This is a genomic window from Burkholderia sp. Bp9012, from assembly GCF_003853825.1.
Classification (GTDB): domain Bacteria; phylum Pseudomonadota; class Gammaproteobacteria; order Burkholderiales; family Burkholderiaceae; genus Burkholderia; species Burkholderia diffusa.
Window position 1 is genome coordinate 96,489 of sequence record NZ_QTQA01000010.1, and the last position, 15,212, is coordinate 111,700.

20 protein-coding genes are annotated in these 15,212 nt (G+C 67.0%); 4 read left to right on the top strand and 16 right to left on the bottom strand.

Going from position 1 to position 15,212, the window contains the following annotated elements; translation table 11 throughout:
- Window positions 1-7: 7 nt before the first annotated feature.
- The gene (locus DIE11_RS15635; protein WP_124625327.1) at window positions 8-658 is read right to left on the bottom strand and encodes a BON domain-containing protein; all 651 of its coding nucleotides are present in this window, start codon (window positions 656-658) and stop codon (window positions 8-10) included.
- A 230-nt stretch (window positions 659-888) separates the two neighbouring features.
- On the opposite strand from DIE11_RS15635, the gene DIE11_RS15640 reads away from it, so the two are divergent.
- Window positions 889-1,554, top strand: a complete 666-nt coding sequence (locus DIE11_RS15640) for a nitroreductase family protein (RefSeq protein ID WP_124625330.1) — start codon at window positions 889-891, stop codon at window positions 1,552-1,554.
- A gap of 104 nt (window positions 1,555-1,658) precedes the next feature.
- Here DIE11_RS15640 and DIE11_RS15645 read toward each other — a convergent pair whose 3' ends face one another.
- The 4 genes from DIE11_RS15645 to DIE11_RS15660 form a co-directional block, all read right to left on the bottom strand.
- On the bottom strand, window positions 1,659-2,093 hold the full coding sequence (locus DIE11_RS15645; RefSeq protein WP_059602634.1) for an Hsp20/alpha crystallin family protein: 435 nt from the start codon (window positions 2,091-2,093) through the stop codon (window positions 1,659-1,661).
- Between the two features lie 183 nt (window positions 2,094-2,276).
- Window positions 2,277-2,552, bottom strand: coding sequence for a DUF1488 domain-containing protein (locus DIE11_RS15650; protein WP_059602631.1), 276 nt, complete (start codon window positions 2,550-2,552; stop codon window positions 2,277-2,279).
- A 31-nt stretch (window positions 2,553-2,583) separates the two neighbouring features.
- Complete coding sequence (locus DIE11_RS15655) at window positions 2,584-3,054, bottom strand: universal stress protein (RefSeq protein ID WP_059602627.1); 471 nt, start codon at window positions 3,052-3,054, stop codon at window positions 2,584-2,586.
- Window positions 3,055-3,255: 201 nt separating this feature from the next.
- Window positions 3,256-3,756 carry a hypothetical protein gene (locus DIE11_RS15660; protein ID WP_260436488.1) on the bottom strand — a complete coding sequence of 167 codons (501 nt, stop codon included), beginning with the start codon at window positions 3,754-3,756 and terminating at the stop codon, window positions 3,256-3,258.
- 403 nt (window positions 3,757-4,159) lie between these two features.
- On the opposite strand from DIE11_RS15660, the gene DIE11_RS15665 reads away from it, so the two are divergent.
- Window positions 4,160-5,764 carry a bifunctional aminoglycoside phosphotransferase/ATP-binding protein gene (locus DIE11_RS15665; protein ID WP_124625333.1) on the top strand — a complete coding sequence of 535 codons (1,605 nt, stop codon included), beginning with the start codon at window positions 4,160-4,162 and terminating at the stop codon, window positions 5,762-5,764.
- Between the two features lie 61 nt (window positions 5,765-5,825).
- Here the strand turns inward: DIE11_RS15665 and DIE11_RS37380 are convergent, their stop codons facing one another.
- The gene (locus tag DIE11_RS37380) at window positions 5,826-6,275 is read right to left on the bottom strand and encodes a CBS domain-containing protein (RefSeq protein WP_059602622.1); all 450 of its coding nucleotides are present in this window, start codon (window positions 6,273-6,275) and stop codon (window positions 5,826-5,828) included.
- Between the two features lie 307 nt (window positions 6,276-6,582).
- On the opposite strand from DIE11_RS37380, the gene DIE11_RS15675 reads away from it, so the two are divergent.
- On the top strand, window positions 6,583-7,176 hold the full coding sequence (locus DIE11_RS15675) for a rhomboid family intramembrane serine protease (RefSeq protein WP_124625336.1): 594 nt from the start codon (window positions 6,583-6,585) through the stop codon (window positions 7,174-7,176).
- 31 nt (window positions 7,177-7,207) lie between these two features.
- Here DIE11_RS15675 and DIE11_RS15680 read toward each other — a convergent pair whose 3' ends face one another.
- From DIE11_RS15680 to DIE11_RS15690, 3 genes are all read right to left on the bottom strand, one after another.
- Window positions 7,208-7,672: a hypothetical protein gene (locus tag DIE11_RS15680; protein ID WP_124625339.1), complete on the bottom strand. Its 465-nt coding sequence runs from the start codon at window positions 7,670-7,672 to the stop codon at window positions 7,208-7,210.
- A 153-nt stretch (window positions 7,673-7,825) separates the two neighbouring features.
- Complete coding sequence (locus DIE11_RS15685) at window positions 7,826-8,371, bottom strand: AAA-associated domain-containing protein (protein ID WP_260436484.1); 546 nt, start codon at window positions 8,369-8,371, stop codon at window positions 7,826-7,828.
- Window positions 8,372-8,449: 78 nt separating this feature from the next.
- On the bottom strand, window positions 8,450-9,409 hold the full coding sequence (locus tag DIE11_RS15690; RefSeq protein WP_124625342.1) for an acetyltransferase: 960 nt from the start codon (window positions 9,407-9,409) through the stop codon (window positions 8,450-8,452).
- Window positions 9,410-9,453: 44 nt separating this feature from the next.
- On the opposite strand from DIE11_RS15690, the gene DIE11_RS15695 reads away from it, so the two are divergent.
- Window positions 9,454-10,440: a ribose-phosphate pyrophosphokinase gene (locus DIE11_RS15695; RefSeq protein WP_185633767.1), complete on the top strand. Its 987-nt coding sequence runs from the start codon at window positions 9,454-9,456 to the stop codon at window positions 10,438-10,440.
- Here the strand turns inward: DIE11_RS15695 and DIE11_RS15700 are convergent.
- From DIE11_RS15700 to DIE11_RS15730, 7 genes are all read right to left on the bottom strand, one after another.
- Complete coding sequence (locus DIE11_RS15700; RefSeq protein WP_124625348.1) at window positions 10,418-11,494, bottom strand: hypothetical protein; 1,077 nt, start codon at window positions 11,492-11,494, stop codon at window positions 10,418-10,420. The two genes, DIE11_RS15695 and DIE11_RS15700, sit on opposite strands and share 23 nt — an antisense overlap.
- A complete protein-coding gene (locus DIE11_RS15705; protein WP_124625600.1) occupies window positions 11,491-12,867 on the bottom strand; it encodes a nicotinate phosphoribosyltransferase in 1,377 nt (458 codons plus the stop codon). Before DIE11_RS15705 ends, DIE11_RS15700 begins: the two co-directional genes overlap by 4 nt.
- A gap of 79 nt (window positions 12,868-12,946) precedes the next feature.
- Window positions 12,947-13,210, bottom strand: a complete 264-nt coding sequence (locus tag DIE11_RS36885) for a hypothetical protein (protein WP_260436482.1) — start codon at window positions 13,208-13,210, stop codon at window positions 12,947-12,949.
- Window positions 13,211-13,604: 394 nt separating this feature from the next.
- Window positions 13,605-13,844, bottom strand: a complete 240-nt coding sequence (locus tag DIE11_RS15715; RefSeq protein WP_124625601.1) for a hypothetical protein — start codon at window positions 13,842-13,844, stop codon at window positions 13,605-13,607.
- Window positions 13,828-14,337 (bottom strand): hypothetical protein, encoded by a 510-nt coding sequence (locus tag DIE11_RS15720; RefSeq protein WP_260436481.1) that lies wholly within the window; start codon window positions 14,335-14,337, stop codon window positions 13,828-13,830. The genes DIE11_RS15715 and DIE11_RS15720 overlap by 17 nt, the downstream gene beginning before the upstream one ends.
- A 90-nt stretch (window positions 14,338-14,427) precedes the next feature.
- On the bottom strand, window positions 14,428-14,877 hold the full coding sequence (locus DIE11_RS15725; RefSeq protein WP_124625354.1) for a CBS domain-containing protein: 450 nt from the start codon (window positions 14,875-14,877) through the stop codon (window positions 14,428-14,430).
- A gap of 61 nt (window positions 14,878-14,938) precedes the next feature.
- Window positions 14,939-15,151, bottom strand: a complete 213-nt coding sequence (locus DIE11_RS15730; RefSeq protein ID WP_260437123.1) for a BON domain-containing protein — start codon at window positions 15,149-15,151, stop codon at window positions 14,939-14,941.
- Window positions 15,152-15,212: the final 61 nt, after the last annotated feature.

Genomic DNA, 15,212 nt, shown 5'->3' on the forward strand with positions numbered 1-15,212 from the left:
GCGGGATTTACTCGACCACCAGATCATCGACGACGGCACGCACGCCGCGCGCCGACCACGCGGCACCGCGCACGGCCTTGCGCTCGGAAAACGAGCCGACCTTGCCGGACAGCCGCACGGTGCCGTCATGCACGTCGATGGCGATGTGCTTCGCCTCGCGCTCCGCGTGACGCATGATCGCGCGCTTGATGTTCCCGCCGATGTCGTCCGCACCGACCGTCCCCTGTACCGCGATGTGGTCGGTCACGCCCGTCACGCTGCGCATCTGCGAGATCGTGCGCACGGCCAGGTGGCTCTGGTACGCCCAGTCGACCTTGCCGGACAACGTGATCCAGCCGCGTTCGACCTGGACCTTGACCGCGTCGTCATGCAGCCCGACCGTCCAGTGCAGCACCGAGCGCACCGCTTTCGCGATGTCCTCGTCGGTGCGCACGTCGTCGTCCGGCAGATGCACGGTCATGTCGACGACGAGCGCCTTGACACCGGCCACGCGGTTCGCCGCGCGCTCGATCGCCAGTTTCTCCGCGTAGCTCGGCGGGTGCCCCGAAAGCGTCACGATCCGGTCGGTCACCTCGACGCCGATGCGTGTCGAATCGATCGACGGGTCGGACTCCAGTTCGTCCTCGACATCCTGCTTCAACTGCTTGTCGGTTTTCATCGTCTGCTCTCCTGTGAGCCGCGGCGTGCCTGTCCGCCGCACCTAGCCAGATTTGCACACGTGCGGCGCCCGATCGCTGATACAGGTCAACGGATGCCGCGCGCCGCACATCGTGGCCGGCCGGTGCGCCACTTGACGGAAGTCAAGCCGCTACGGCCCGGCCGTCTTATCGTGAAATCGCCGATGCGCGCCGTTCCAGGCACGCGCAATCACGCTTCAAGGAGACTCGAATGACCGAACAGCAGCTGTTGACCTATTCGCCGGCGCCCGTGATGCAGCCGGCATCGCCCGAGGGCGACTCGCCGGCGATCGTCGATCTGCCGCGCCCGATGCTCGACAACGACGTGCCGCTGATGGCGGCGCTCGCGACCCGAATGAGCACCCGCGAATTCGCCTCCACACCGCTCCCGCCGATGACGCTCGGCACGATGCTGTGGGCAGCGGACGGCATCAACCGCCCGGCGAGCGGCGGTCGTACCGCGCCGTCCGCGCACGCATTCAATGAAATCGACATCTATGTCGCGCTGCCGTACGGCGTCTATCGCTACGATGCGCCCGCGCATCGGCTGGTGCTGAAACACGCGGTCGATGCGCGCAACCTCACGGGCTATCAGGACTTCGTCGGCCGCGCGCCGCTGGATCTCGTCTACGTCGTCCGGACGGGCGCGATACTCGACATGCCGCCGCAGCAACGCGACGTGTTCTCGGCGATCGCGGCCGGCGCCATCGCACAGAACGTCTCGCTGTATTGCGCGGCGGCCGGCCTCGGAACGGTCGTGCGCGGCTGGATCAATCACCGCACGCTCGCCGACGCGCTGCGGCTGAACGAGGACGAGCTGCCGATCCTCGCGCAGACGGTCGGCTATCGGCCCGGCAGTACGCCATCGCATGCGTGAGGGAAAATGCTTGCGTTCCAACGAAACAGCGCGCGGATCGCTCCGCGCGCCGGGTTCTCCCGATGGGCGATGCGTGCCTGCATCGCCCGTTGCCCGTCGTCCGATCAGCTGATCGTGAGTTTCTTCTGCCCGACCTGCGCCTTCTTCGGCAGCGTCAGCGACAGCACGCCATCCTGATACGTCGCCGTCGCGCTGGCGTCATCGATGTCGCCGGGCAGCGAGAACGTGCGGCTGATCGCACCGCTGTAGCGCTCGCGCCGGATCACGCGTTCGCCGTTCTTCTGTTCGGTGTTGCGCTCGATCTTCGCGTTGATCGATACGGTATTTCCCGTCACCTGGACGTCGATGTCGTCCTTTGCGACGCCGGGCAGTTCCGCGTTGACCGTATACGCCTTGTCGTTTTCGGAGACGTCGATCTTCATCGACGCAAGATCGGGCTCGTCTGCCAGTGCCATGCCGCGTAGCGGCCTGAACAGCCCCTGGAACAGATCGGACACGGGTTCCATCGAAAACGGATCGTAACGCGTCATGTTGCTCATGGTTCGTACTCCTCATACGGTGACATGCGACCGGCGCTTTCGTCCCGACAGCATCGGCCGCAATGAAGATCGGATGGCGCGACACCGACACCACATGCCGCGCATGGGACGAATGATCTTTCGAAATCCAGCGTACCCGCACGCCCCGGCACGCGCTTGATGCGCGTCAAGGGTGGCGGTCGATTACGTACAGAACCGGAAATGGCCGCTGTGGAGCAGGATCGGCCGTCCGCCGATTTCCTCGAGCAGCCAGCGGGCAGTGCGCTCGATGGCGGGACGATGTCGCGCAAAGGCCTCGACGAGATCCTGCTCGCGAGGCGACGCCGCGCGGAAGTGGTCTTCCAGCGCGGCCGAGGTGATCGCGCAGCGCACGCGGCGACCTTCGACGAGCGCCGGAAAGCTCAGCGCGGAATCGAGGTCGCAATACGTCGGATGTTCGGAAGGAAACGATATCTGCATGATGATCACCTGCACAGGTGGCGCACTGGCCCTAGGCCGCGACCGTGGCGTGTGAGGTGTCCTCGCCGCGCACGAGCATGACCGCGCAACTCGATGCGCGAAGGAAGCGTTCGGCGACGCTGCCGAGCACCAGCCGCCGGACACCGCGTCGACCGTGCGTGCCGACCACGGCCAGATCGATCGAACGATCGACGACGTAGCGCTGCAGGCGCTCCGCGACGTCCTGACCCAGATCGGTCTCGATGATTTCCGTCTCGCCGTTGACTGCGGCGCGCGAGATCGTCCGGTCGGCGTCTCGCAAGATCGCGGCGCCATGGCGCCGGATCTCGTCGAGCAAGGCTTCCGGCTCCATGCGGCCGCCGTAGGCGAACAGCGTGGATTTGTCGACGACGAACACGGCAAACAGGCGGGCGCCGCATAACCTGGCCATCCTGAGGCCTTCGTCGAGCGCCTGATTCGCCGAAGGACTACCGTCCGTGGCGACCATGATATTCGTGTACATGCGAACCTCGCGGAGAAGCGACGCGCCGGCGGCGTCCGGATTCGCTTCCATCATCGGTGCTCGCCGCAAGCAGGCGTTGACCGAGGTCAACGGTTTGGAGCCGCGGCGAAACCGGTACTAGAAGAAACGAGCGCCGTTGGCCGGCATCCGGCCGACCGAGAGGCGAGACGCCGCATTACCGACGGCTGACGGAATCTGTCGCTAGCCCGGCGGTTTCTCGTCTGACCGGAAGTCTTGCTCGATTTGAAGGATTTTCCTGGCGCACACATCGTATTGCCATCCCGGGCCGCCGTTGCTGTCATACATGCCCTTGCACATCGCCTTGAGCCGGATCACCGAGCCGCCGCCCGATTCCGCGCGTGATGCCCACAGATAGACTTCTCCAGCCAGATACGGTTGCGCCGTTTCGATCCGGTCCGCACTGAATTGCGTGATTCGGGTTGACGAATGATCCTGGACGTAGCGCCGCGTGCGGCTCCACGCGCGGTCGCATTCGGACGGGGTCGAACACTGCAGCGATGCGGCCTGACGCATCGCAAGTAGCTGCGTCTCCGTCGACCTGAAGGTCGCGAGCCGGTCCGGTCCTGCACACGCGCCCAGCGCAAGCAGCACGCCAACCATCAACATCCGTCGTTTCATCGCCAATGCCTCGCGAGGCTGTGAGTTCCGCTCGCAACGGAACGGCATGATCGCGCTCGGCATCGAGCCGACCGCATCGCGACTGGCATGCGGCATTTCGCATGCAGTCACGCGCCACCATTGCGCAAGCGCTGAATTCAACTGTATTGCCACTCCGCCGAACGCGGTTGATGTGTGTCATCAGACGCGTTCGCGCGCGACGGACAGCGCATCATCGCGGCCGGTGTGGAGGCGGCGGGCGGCCGACGCAGGCCGCCCTCCCAGTCAGCCCTGCTTGACGGACATCAAGTCGAAACATGCGTGGGTCGGCTGCAATAGGGGGCGTCGAATCGGCAATCCTTGGCCGGTCAACCCGATCCAGTGACATCGAGCTGGCGAGAACATGCCATGCCCGATGCTCGTTTCGAACCCACTCCAGCGGGTGCGGCAACCCGAACGCGCGCCCCGTATAACCGATCCGTTCATCATGCCCCGATCGCCGCATGTTCCGTTCGCGCTGAGTCGCGGAGATGCCCGACGAAAGTCGACGCAATTCGATCGCGCAATGCGCCGACCCGCCACCTATCCCCACCCCGCGGGCCGGATCGAGCGGATCGAAACCCATCTGTCCGTCATTTATCTGGCCGGGCGCTACGCGTACAAGCGCATCAAGCCGGTGCACTTCGCCTTCGTCGATCTCATGCGGCCCGCACTGCGGCGCCGCTGCGCGCTCGCGGAGTGCACGCTCAATCGGCCGTTCGCCGGCCCGCTGTACCTGGGTGTCTGGCCGCTCGTCTCGCACGGCCGGCGATGCGCGTTCGCTGCACCGGTGCCGACCGGCGGGCGCCGGCGCCGGCAGCAGACGGTGCCTGGCGAGTACGTGGTGCGCATGCGCCGGTTCGACGCGCGGGCGATGTTGTCGGTTCGCAGCGCATCGCACGACGACGGTCTGGCGGATGCGGACGCCCTCGCCGATACGCTGGCCCGCCATCATCTGCACGCGTCGCGCCGTGCGCCACGCGGCCGTGCCGGCAGCGCAGCGAGCGTCGCCGCCCAGTGCCGGCCCTTGCTCGACACGCTCGACGTCACCGTGCCGGACGAAGCCGCGCTGCGCGCCTGGTACGAAGCCGAACTGACCCGCATCGCACCGCTGCTCGCCGATCGGCATGCGCTCGGTTTCGTGCGCGCGTGCCATGGGGACCTGCATCTCGACAACATCGTATGCTGGCGGAACCGGATCCTGATGTTCGACTGCATCGAATTCGACGACACGCTGCGCTGGATCGACGTGGCGAGCGATCTTGCGTTCGCGCTGATGGATTTCTCCGCTCATGGACGTGCGGATTGTGCCCACCGCCTCCTTTCCGGCTGGCTGGCACGCACGGGCGACCATGCGGCACTGGGCGTGCTGCCGTGCTACTTCGTCTACCGTGCGCTGGTACGCGCGCTGACCGCCCGACTGCGCGGCGACGAAGCGGCGCGCGCCGGCTACTTGCGCATTGCGTCGGCGATGGCCGATGCGCGACGCGAAGCGCAACCGGTGTTGCTCCTGTGTCACGGGGTTTCCGGCTCGGGCAAATCGCTGGCCAGCCGGGCGCTGGCCGCGCAACTCGGCGCCATAAGGTTGTCCAGCGACGTCGAGCGCAAGCGCCTGGCCGGTGCATCGACCGACACCCGCCTGTCCCCCGGCGCGTATTCGGACACGGCGATCGACGAGGTTTACGAAAGACTGCTTTCGGAGGCGCGTGTGGTCCTCGACAGCGGCTACACGGCGATCGTCGACGCGACGTTCCTGCGCCAGCACAACCGTTCGGCGTTCGTCGCCCTCGCCGCACGGCTCGGCGTGCGCGTCGCAATACTCGATTTCACCGCGAGTCGGGCAACGCTCACCGCGCGCGTCGCTGCCCGCGCTGCACGCGGACACGATGCCTCCGATGCCGACACCGCCGTGCTGGCCCGGCAGATCGGGCATGCCGACCCGCTCACCGAAGCCGAAGCCGCGATCGCGATTCGTTTCGACACCGATTGCGATGCCGCGGCGTACGAAAGCCCCGCGTTCTGGGCGCCGTTGCTCGCCACGCTGCGCACATGAGCGCGCGGGGCGCATGCCTCGGGCAAGCGGCCCGGCCGCGCCGGGCGCCGGCCCCGCAACGTCACGCGCGGAAACGCTGCTCCTCGATCTGCTGCAGCTTGCCGACTTCCACGACGCCGCTGAGCAACCCCGCGAGATGCTCGACGATATCGTCGAGCGTCACGATACCGACGAGGCGGCCTGCATCGTCGACGACCGGCAGTCTCCGAATGCCCGACCGGCGCATCTCTTCGAGCGCGACGCCGATCTCGTCCGTGTCGGACACGACGACGAGACCCCGCGACATGATCTGGCCGGCCGTCACGTCGCCCGGATCGTCGCCGCGGGCCATCACCTCGATCACCAGGTCGCGGTCGGTAATCAGGCCGATCGGAATGGCTTCGCCATTGCGGTACTCGATCACGACGATGTCGCCGACATGCGCGTGCCGCATGCGATCGGCCAGTTCAAACGCACTGCATTCGGCCGTGCACGTTTCGACCGGTTGGGTACTGATTCTTCCGATGTGCATGATGAAGCTCCCATTGCCCTTTGCATGGACGATACGCATGCGCACCGCCCCGCGGCGACGCATGTTTCCCGAGTTCAGGGTAAGCGCGGCGCCCCGGGCAGGCTTGACGCACGTCAACCTGCCGCTCGCCGTCGGTGCCTGACGCGGCGCGGACGGCGAGGCGGCGAGGCTGCGAGGCTGCGACCGTCCATGATCTGCCTCAACGGCCACGCACGTGCCACCGATAACGTGGCGGTATGTCGTGAAATTCGATTCCGGTCGCACCGCTGGCCGGCAACGCCACCTCCGTCCCGCGGATTCCGTCGCCATGACCTACGCATTGATTCTGGTGAACTTCGCCGTGTTCATCGCCGAGGCGAGCGGCGGGCCGGTGCTCATCGATCTGTTCGCGCTATGGCCGCCGGCACGACCGGGCGTGCCGGCGGCACCGGGTTTCCACGTCTGGCAGTTGCTGACCTACAGCGTGCTGCATGCCAGCCTCGCTCATATCGCGTTCAACATGTTCGGGCTCTACATGTTCGGACGCGACGTCGAACGCGTGCTCGGGCGCGCGCGCTTTCTCGCGCTCTATCTGGCGAGCGTGCTGGCCGGCGCGATCACGCAGCTCGTGGTGATCCGGGCCCTGCCGCCCAGCGACGCACCGACCGTCGGTGCGTCGGCCGGCGTTTTCGGCGCGCTGATCGCCTATGCCGTACTGTTTCCGAAACGACGCGTCATGCTGCTGTTTCCACCGGTACCGATGCCCGCATGGCTCTTCGCGACCGGCTATGCGTTGACCGAACTGCTGTCCGGCCTCAGCGGCGACACGAGCGGTGTCGCGCATTTCGCCCATCTCGGCGGAATGCTCGGCGCGCTCGCGTGCCTCGCCTTCTGGCGAACACGCGCGGACGAGCGCGCGTGACGCCGGTTCCCGCCGATGGCGGGAACGCACTCTAGATGCTGAGATATCCCTGGAACAGCCACGGTGGACCGGCTTTCTCGCCGGTCGCGCAACCGCTCGCGGCGGGCGCGCAGACGCCCGAGAAACCGGGCGACCCGTCCTGCCAGAACGACGGCACGAAGGAAAATTCGCCGTTGACCGTCACGACGAAGTCGCAATTGAACTGCGACGGCGCGAAAATCGTTACCTCGCGGAAGAACGACGTGGCCTCGTCATGCGCCGTGCTGCGCGCGGCAAGCAGCCCCCTGGAGTCATAACGTGCCGGCAGCGTATAGATCTTCCCGCCGCGCTCGACCGCCTCCGCCGGTGTGAAAACGAGTTCCACGCCCGGGTACGGCAGGCGGTAAGGCTCCCGACAGATCGGGCCGTCGGGCCCGAGCGCGAGCGGCGGATGGACCCAGAGCGAAAGCGCCAGCGGGCTCGTGCGCTGGGCGAAGTATTCTGAAAGCCAGTTCATGGTCAGTCCTCCCGTGAACGGTCATTGACGTCGAGTTGCGGAGCGTGTCTGCCGGATCGACGCGGTTGCGTCGACGGTTCGTCCAGCGTCGCACGCCCCGCCGTGAGACGCTTGATGCCGATCAAGCACGCGACCGACATGCAGCCCGAGCGGTCAGCGGCCGAACGTGCGGGTATGGTCGTCGTAGTCGAACAATCCCGCGTAGCGGCCCCAGTCGATCACGCCCCGCAGCGCCTGGTCCGCGCTGCGCGGATCGAGATGATCGTCGAGTTCGAGCTCGAAACGCTCGCGCGGCGCGCGATGCCCTTCGCGTTCGCCCAGCACTTCGTCGATATGCTCGGCGAGCGGCACGAACCGGACGACATGCTCGCGAAACAGACACCGCCGGGCATCGTCGTCGCTTTGCGCGAGTACATGGCCCGCGGCACTTAGCCGGATGGACCGGTCGCGCCATTCGGCAAACGCGAGCAGATCGAGCGCGGCCGCCGTCGAATACAGCGCGTCGGTCCGGAGCGCGAGCGCCGATGCAATCGTGCCGAGCAGCGCCCGCCGCGCACTACCTCCGCATGGTGCTCCACGACGCCTCTCCCCGCCGATGATGGCGGCTCGTCTTCCCGGGCGGGGCGGCCGGCAGGCTTGACCTGCGTCAACCGCCCGGCAATGCGCGGCGCCACGATTGCAGCGAGTCCTGCCGCGCAACGGCCACCGTTCAGGAGCGTCCCGATGACATCCGTTCCGGCTACGCCGTACCGCACCGACGAGCGCGCCTGCGTCGGCTCACGCGGCGGGGTACGCGTTCGCGAGCGCCTCGACGAACGCGTCGAGGCGCTCCGGCGCGAGCCGGTTGATGCCGGCCGCCCCTTCCCGGCCACCGCCTTCCGGAAATGCGCGACAAAGACGATCGGCGCCATACGGCGCGGCGACGGGCGCGCGAACGCTGACGGTGTACCCACCCGAGACCGCCAACGTCAGCACCGCGTGAGCGCGTGCCGCGTCGCCACGCGCGAGCCGATTGGCGAAAACGCCGCGCACGCGACGCGCCCAGCGCGTGGCGGGGAGGATATAGACGTCCGCCCCCGGCAGTGCGATGTTCGCGCGCTGTCGCTCCGCCCGCGCGATATCGCGTCGCCGGTTGGCGTCGAGCCGCCGCGCGAGGGGCGACCTCGCGAACTCGAGCGGGTTCGCATATTGCCGCACCGCCGCATACACGGCCAGCGGTGCCATGAAGAGATCGTCCGGGCGATCGCCGTACCCGTTGTAGTTCACGGATTCGCCAAGCACCTGCAGACGGTAGGCATCGGCATCCGTCAGGCCGCAGGCGGCGGCGAGCTTGCCGGCCGCGCCGACGAGATTGTCGCCATAGGCGCCGACCACCGCCCAGAGTCGCTGCCGGCCCGCCAGGTACCGGTCGACGATGATGCTCGTACAGGTGTCCGGCGCCGTGTCGATATGCGCGCGAAGGTGCGGATGAGTGGGCACGGCGCCGGGCATGTGGTGATCGAAATAGTCGACGTCGACCCCGCGCGCCAGCAGCGCATCGAGTGCCGCGCGGTTCGCGTCGAGCGAAACGTCCAGGACGGTGACGATGTCGCCTCGGGCGGCCGGCACGCGCGCGAGCAGCGCGATGTCGCGCTTGGGCCCCGTCACGAGCACCGACTCGGCCGGCATCTCGAGCCGGAGCTGCTGAAGCGAACAGATGCCGTCCGCATCACCGTTGAACACGTCAAAGCGCGTCATGATTCGCAACGCCCGATAACTGCATGAATCGAGGTAGCCATGCCATGGAACGACTCCCTTTCAGCCTGTTTGCCTTCGCCTCGTGTCGCGCCTTCGGTGAACGAATCGCGGCCCGTCTCGGCGTCACGCTCGCCGCGCACGAGGAACGTCCGTTCGAGGACGGCGAACACAAGACGCGTGCGCTTGTCAGCGTGCGCGGACACGATGTCTACGTCGTGCAGTCGCTGCACGGCGAGCCAGGCAGTTCCGTCAACGACAAGCTGTGCCGGTTGCTGCTGTTCATCGGCGCGTTGAAGGACGCGTCGGCCGCACGCGTTTGTGCGGTGACGCCCTACCTGTGCTACTCGCGCAAGGACCGCCGGTCCCAGCCGCGCGACCCGGTATCCACGCGCTATGTCGCCACGTTGCTCGAAGCGGTGGGCGTCGATCGCGTCGTCACGATCGACATCCACAACATCGCGGCGTTCCAGAACGCGTTTCGCTGCCCGACGGAGCATCTCGAGGCGAACGGCATGCTGGTCGAATGGTTCGCCGGGCAAGCCGGCGACCGGCCGGTCGTGGTCGTATCGCCCGACGCAGGGGGCGTGCGGCGAGCCGAGGACTTCCGTGCACGGCTGGAAGCGCGCACCGGGCGCCCGGCCGACGCGGCGTTCGCCGGCAAGCTGCGCAGCGGCGGCATCGTGACACCCAAGCCGATCGTGGGCGAGGTCGCCGGCCGTTGCGCCGTCATCGTCGACGACCTGATCGGCACCGGGACGACATTGGCCCGCACGGCTGAGGATTGCCGCACGCTCGGCGCGCAATCCGTCTACGCGGTCGCGACGCATGGGATGTTCTTTGAAGACGCGGCCGACCTGCTCGGCGGCGACGCGCTCGCCGGCATCGCCGTGACCGACACGGTGCCGCCCTGGCGCGTGCCGGCCGGGCCGCTCAGGGACAAGCTCGCGATACTCGACAGCGCGCCGCTGTTTGCCGAGGCGATTGCGCGTATCCATCGCGGCGGCTCGCTCACGGACCTGTTGCGGCGCTGACATGGCTTGCCACCCAAGCAAGCTCGCAGTCGTCGGCGTGCCGCCGGGCGAGCGCGACGTACGTGCTCGCGCGATCGCGCCAGACCGGCGTCACCCTGAATGCGGGCTCGCGCAGGTGCCACGCGGCGAGCCGCGCGCGCGTCATGGCCCGGCAGCTCTGGTAGAAATTCACGCATCCGTCATCGACATCGTCGCCGCTCGCGGAGCGATAGGCATTGACGAGCGCGTCCGCGAAACCCGGTGTGCCGAGACGCTCGCATTCGAGCGCGAGAAAGCCGACCTCGTCGGCCGCATCCTGGACTCTCAGTCGTCTGCAGAATTCGAGGCAATCGATGATCGCGACCGGATCGTCGATGCAGACGTGTTCGGGACGCAGATCGCCGTGCCCTTCGACGACATGCCCCTGTCGCACACGCAGGTCGAAGCGCGCGGCTTCACAGACGAGCAACGATCGCTGCCGCGCGCAGAGCGTCCGCACGGTATCGGCGGACTGGCCCGCGAGTGGCTTGCACAACGCGCGTTCATTGGCGTCGATCGTGCAACGCAGCGCTTCGCGATAAGCCGAACCGTCGATTCGCGCGGGTGCCAGGGTATGGTAGAACGCGCTCAGGCGAGCCGCGATGCGACACGCATCACCTGCCGTAGCCATGCCACGCGACAACACGCGGTCGAGCATGCGTGCAGCCGGCAGGCGCCGCATCCTGACCAGCCAGTCGACTATTTCGCCAGGTCCGCCCGCATGCAAGCAACCGCGGGCGTCGATGACGAGCGGCACCACGTCGAGATAGACGTCGGCCGCGAGCCGACGGTTCAAACGCACCTCCTCGCAACAGAAGCGATGCCGCGCGGCCAGCGTTCGAAAATCGAGTTGCGGCGCGCGCACGGGCTTCTTGAGCTTCCACGCGTACCGGTCCGTCAGGAATACCCATGACATGTGCGTCTCCACGGCCTCGACCGATCCCGTGCCGTCTGGCCAGGCTGCGGGCATGCGCAACGCGGCCACCTTGTCGCTCAGCGTGATCGCGCGGCCGGCCGGGAGATGGGCATCGATCATGCCGCTTGCTGCCCAGCGGGCGTGTCCAACCTGGCATTCTCCTGCGCGACGAGTGCCGACAGCGCCGGAGAAATCGCCGGCTGCAGCGGCATGACGGGCATCAGCGCATGCATCGGATCGGGTAGCGTGGACAGTTCGCGCATTGCGTGAATGCGGCTCTCGCCGAGCGTGGGGGCAGCGAGTCGCGCCCCTCCGATCATGACGGGCCGCAACAGCGGGGTTCCGTCGATGTGTTCGCCGTCGAGTCCGATGCTGTCGGCGGTGATTCGCCCGTCCGGGCCGTATTCCCGAAACACCTGCTTGCGGCCGGGCAGCGTGGCCTTGCCCTCCGAGCGTTTGCAGCGCGCCCGGCCCGCATACTCGACGAGCTTGTACGCGCAGTCGAGGCACGGTGCGTCCGCCGACGTACTCATCTGTGTGCCGATTCCGAAACCGTCGATCGGCGCATGCTGGTGAACAAGTTCCTGCAGCCGGTGTTCGTCGAGATTGCCGCTCGCGAAGATCGTCGCGTCCGTCAGGCCGCCGTCGTCGAGAATCGCGCGCACGTTGCGCGCGTGCGCCGCCAGATCGCCGCTGTCGATCCGGACGCCCTTGATGCGCACGTTCTCGGGCGCAAGCCGCCGCGCCAGTTCGACTACCTTGTGCGCCGCGTGCTCCGTATCGTACGTATCGATCAGCAGCAACGCGTTATCCGGCTGCGACCGCGCGAAATGCTCGAACGCAAGCGCTTCGTCGTCATGCGCCTGGACGTATGAATGCGCCATCGTGCCATAGACGGGAATGTCGTAACGCAAGCCGGCGAGCAGGGTCGCCGTGCCGGAAAATCCTGCAAGGTAACTGGCCCGCGCGGACAGCATCGCCGCCTCCGCGCCATGCGCGCGCCGCAGGCCGAAGTCGACCAGCAACCTGCCATGCGCGACGAGCGTGGCGCGTGCGGCCTTGCTGGCAACCAGCGTCGCGTAATGGAGCAGGTTCATCACGCGGCTCTCGACGAACTGCGCCTCGCGAAGCGGCGCCGTGATCCGCAGGATCGGTTCGTCGCCGAAAAACACCGTGCCTTCCGGCATCGCGTCGACGGTGCCCGTAAAGCGGAAGCCGGCGAGCGACGCGAGGAAATCCGCTCGCAAGCGCCCGGTCGCGGCCAGTCGCTCGAGGGTGGCGGCCGTAAAGCACAGGCCCTCCAGATAGTCGAGCACGTGCTCCAGTCCCGCCGCCATCAGGAATGCCCGATGCTCGGGCAGCGCCCGCACGAAGAACTCGAAGCTGGCCGTGTCGTTCATTCCGGCATCGAACGCGGCCTGCATCATCGTCAGTTCATACCAATCCGCCAGCAGCACGTCGTCGACGTCAGCGTCCGGCCAGAATCCGTTCATCATGTGCCCTCCCGCGTCGCTCGTGCGCAATCGTGCAGCCGGTATCCGGCCGCTTCGTTGCGGACAAGCGTCGCTTCCGTCATTGCGGCGCGGGGCCCGGGGTCGACGGAACCGCGGTCCACACGCCATTGCACGACGCGACATACGGATAGTATCCGCGCGGGTCGTTGCAGTAGTACCACGTGCGTGCCGGCGGCAGCCGGGCCGGGGTCGGTGGCGGCCGCTGAACGACGATCGCCGGCGGAATGTAGGTCGGATACGGATACATCGGTTCAGGATAGATGTACCAGTAGCCGTCGACGATCCACCACCACGCGTAACGCCCGCCGTGCCAGTCCTGCACCCATCGACCGCCCTGCCATCGCGCACGCTCCCTCGGCGCGAAGTGGCGAAAGTCCCGCCCGTGGAAATCCCTGCGGTGAAATTCCTGGCGGGGGACATGACGCCCATGCTGGGCATGTGCCGGCTGCGTCGGAACGCAGCACGCCGACGCGCACAGCACGAGCACGCGGCATGCGCGTCTGAGCCTGTTCATGGTTGTCATTCTTCGCGGAGATGCGATCCATCGTATTGAGGCCGTGCCGCGCGGCTTTGATCGGGATCAACGCATGCCCGCGGCCCGGCGGAATGCCGGCGACGCGGCATTCGCAGGTCTCAGGTCATGCCTCGCGCAGGGTTCGTATCGCCGTGCTCGCCGGTTCGAATACAGCGCAGATGACGGTGAGCACCGCCGTCCGTCAGTACGTGAAGGTGTCCGATTTCTTCATTTCGATCCATGTCATTCCGCTGCGCAACCCCTCCAGCGCAGCCTCGCGCTCGGTCGCGAATACCCGGTGATGCGGAAAGACATGCTCGCACTTGCAGTCGGGCGAGCGGACCATCACGTGGACCCGGCAGCTATAGCCGCCGCTCGCGACGCCAACCGTTTCGATCGCCACGGTCCAGTCCGCCGCGTTCAATTCACCGGAAATCGTCATGATTACCCCCTTGCTTGCCGTGCGAGCGCATGCCGCTTCGATCATCGGTCGCGCCACGCCGCGAGGCGCGATGACGATATCCGGCCTGCCGCCGGAAGATCCATATCGGACCGGCAACGAGGCCCAGGATCGCGGCCCACAGCAGAAGCACATAGCCGAACAATTGCCAGAATTCACCGACCCGCTGCTGCAGGATCCAGGTGCGGTACGACGCGACGTCGCTCGCGGCATCCGGATACGATGCGCGATAAACGAACAGCGGCAGGCAGACGTCGTATTCGGGAATCGGTGTCATCAGCAGCGATCCAGCCGGCCGCGCGCTCACGCGCCCACACTCCGGCGCGGTCATGCCGGTCAAGACACCGATGCTCACCGGATGGTCGTGGATCGCCCCGAGCCACGTCGTCGCGCTCGACAGCAGCAGGCAGAGACCGATTGCGCCGAGCCACCGGCGCATCGGGGTGCGCAGGCCGGTATGCCGGCCGCGTGTCATGGGATCGCGCGCGGCCGAGGGGCGCATCGCACCGGCATCGAGACCGCCGCTGCGTCATGCCCGGCGCGACGGAAGCTGGAACCGACTGGATCAGCCACGCTGTTTCTCCTCGAAATACGGCTGGCGGGCCGCCACGAGCCGCAACTCGTCGAGCAGCGCCGCGGCCGCGCGCAGCAGATCGTCGAGCGAGACAATGCCGACGAGCTCGCCGTCGTCGCCGACGACCGGCAATCGACGGACGCCGTGCTGGCGCATCCGCTTCGCGAGCAGCCAGATGTCGTCGTCGACGTTCGCGGTCGCGACGGGCGCCGACATGATGTCACCGACGAACAGCGAACCGGCCTCCGCATCGGGGCTGACCACCGTCAGCACGATGTCGCGATCGGTCACCATGCCGACCGGCACGCATCGCCCCTCCTCTTCGCGCACGACGATCAGATCGCCGGCGTGCGCGTCGCGCATCATTTCCGCCGCCTCGACGACGGTTGCGCGTGCCGAACACATGGCGACATCGCGGGTACAGAGCATCGCGGCATTCATGTTCGTTCTCCCGGCCGGGGCAAGGCGGACCATCGATCGATGTCCGCCGCCACCCGAACCATCATGCAACGGTAAGTTGATCGACCACGTCGCGCACGCCCGGCGCCGACCACGCGGCATCGAAGGCAAGCCGCCGTTCGCTCAGCGAGCCGATCTGACCAGTCGACGTCACGATGCGTTCGTGCACTTCGACGCCGATGCGCACCGCATCGATCGACGGATCCCACTCGAGTTCCTGTTCGACGTCCTTCTTCAGCTCGCTGTCGCTTTTCATGGCCATCGACTCCTGTCCGCAATCGATGAAGACAACGGTAATTCCCGCTGCGCCGCGCGGA

Excerpts from the sequence above, each read along its gene's own strand:
- DIE11_RS15655 (WP_059602627.1), bottom strand. The coding sequence starts at position 3,054 with ATGTACACGAATATCATGGTCGCCACGGACGGTAGTCCTTCGGCGAAT.
- DIE11_RS15680 (WP_124625339.1), bottom strand. The coding sequence starts at position 7,672 with ATGAACTGGCTTTCAGAATACTTCGCCCAGCGCACGAGCCCGCTGGCG.
- DIE11_RS37380 (WP_059602622.1), bottom strand. The coding sequence starts at position 6,275 with ATGCACATCGGAAGAATCAGTACCCAACCGGTCGAAACGTGCACGGCC.
- DIE11_RS15665 (WP_124625333.1), top strand. The coding sequence starts at position 4,160 with ATGCCCCGATCGCCGCATGTTCCGTTCGCGCTGAGTCGCGGAGATGCC.
- DIE11_RS15675 (WP_124625336.1), top strand. The coding sequence starts at position 6,583 with ATGACCTACGCATTGATTCTGGTGAACTTCGCCGTGTTCATCGCCGAG.
- DIE11_RS15645 (WP_059602634.1), bottom strand. The coding sequence starts at position 2,093 with ATGAGCAACATGACGCGTTACGATCCGTTTTCGATGGAACCCGTGTCC.
- DIE11_RS15635 (WP_124625327.1), bottom strand. The coding sequence starts at position 658 with ATGAAAACCGACAAGCAGTTGAAGCAGGATGTCGAGGACGAACTGGAG.
- DIE11_RS15715 (WP_124625601.1), bottom strand. The coding sequence starts at position 13,844 with ATGACGATTTCCGGTGAATTGAACGCGGCGGACTGGACCGTGGCGATC.
- DIE11_RS15640 (WP_124625330.1), top strand. The coding sequence starts at position 889 with ATGACCGAACAGCAGCTGTTGACCTATTCGCCGGCGCCCGTGATGCAG.
- DIE11_RS15720 (WP_260436481.1), bottom strand. The coding sequence starts at position 14,337 with ATGACACGCGGCCGGCATACCGGCCTGCGCACCCCGATGCGCCGGTGG.
- DIE11_RS15695 (WP_185633767.1), top strand. The coding sequence starts at position 9,454 with ATGGAACGACTCCCTTTCAGCCTGTTTGCCTTCGCCTCGTGTCGCGCC.
- DIE11_RS15690 (WP_124625342.1), bottom strand. The coding sequence starts at position 9,409 with ATGACGCGCTTTGACGTGTTCAACGGTGATGCGGACGGCATCTGTTCG.
- DIE11_RS15660 (WP_260436488.1), bottom strand. The coding sequence starts at position 3,756 with ATGCCGAGCGCGATCATGCCGTTCCGTTGCGAGCGGAACTCACAGCCT.
- DIE11_RS15730 (WP_260437123.1), bottom strand. The coding sequence starts at position 15,151 with ATGAAAAGCGACAGCGAGCTGAAGAAGGACGTCGAACAGGAACTCGAG.
- DIE11_RS15700 (WP_124625348.1), bottom strand. The coding sequence starts at position 11,494 with ATGATCGATGCCCATCTCCCGGCCGGCCGCGCGATCACGCTGAGCGAC.
- DIE11_RS15705 (WP_124625600.1), bottom strand. The coding sequence starts at position 12,867 with ATGAACGGATTCTGGCCGGACGCTGACGTCGACGACGTGCTGCTGGCG.
- DIE11_RS15725 (WP_124625354.1), bottom strand. The coding sequence starts at position 14,877 with ATGAATGCCGCGATGCTCTGTACCCGCGATGTCGCCATGTGTTCGGCA.
- DIE11_RS15650 (WP_059602631.1), bottom strand. The coding sequence starts at position 2,552 with ATGCAGATATCGTTTCCTTCCGAACATCCGACGTATTGCGACCTCGAT.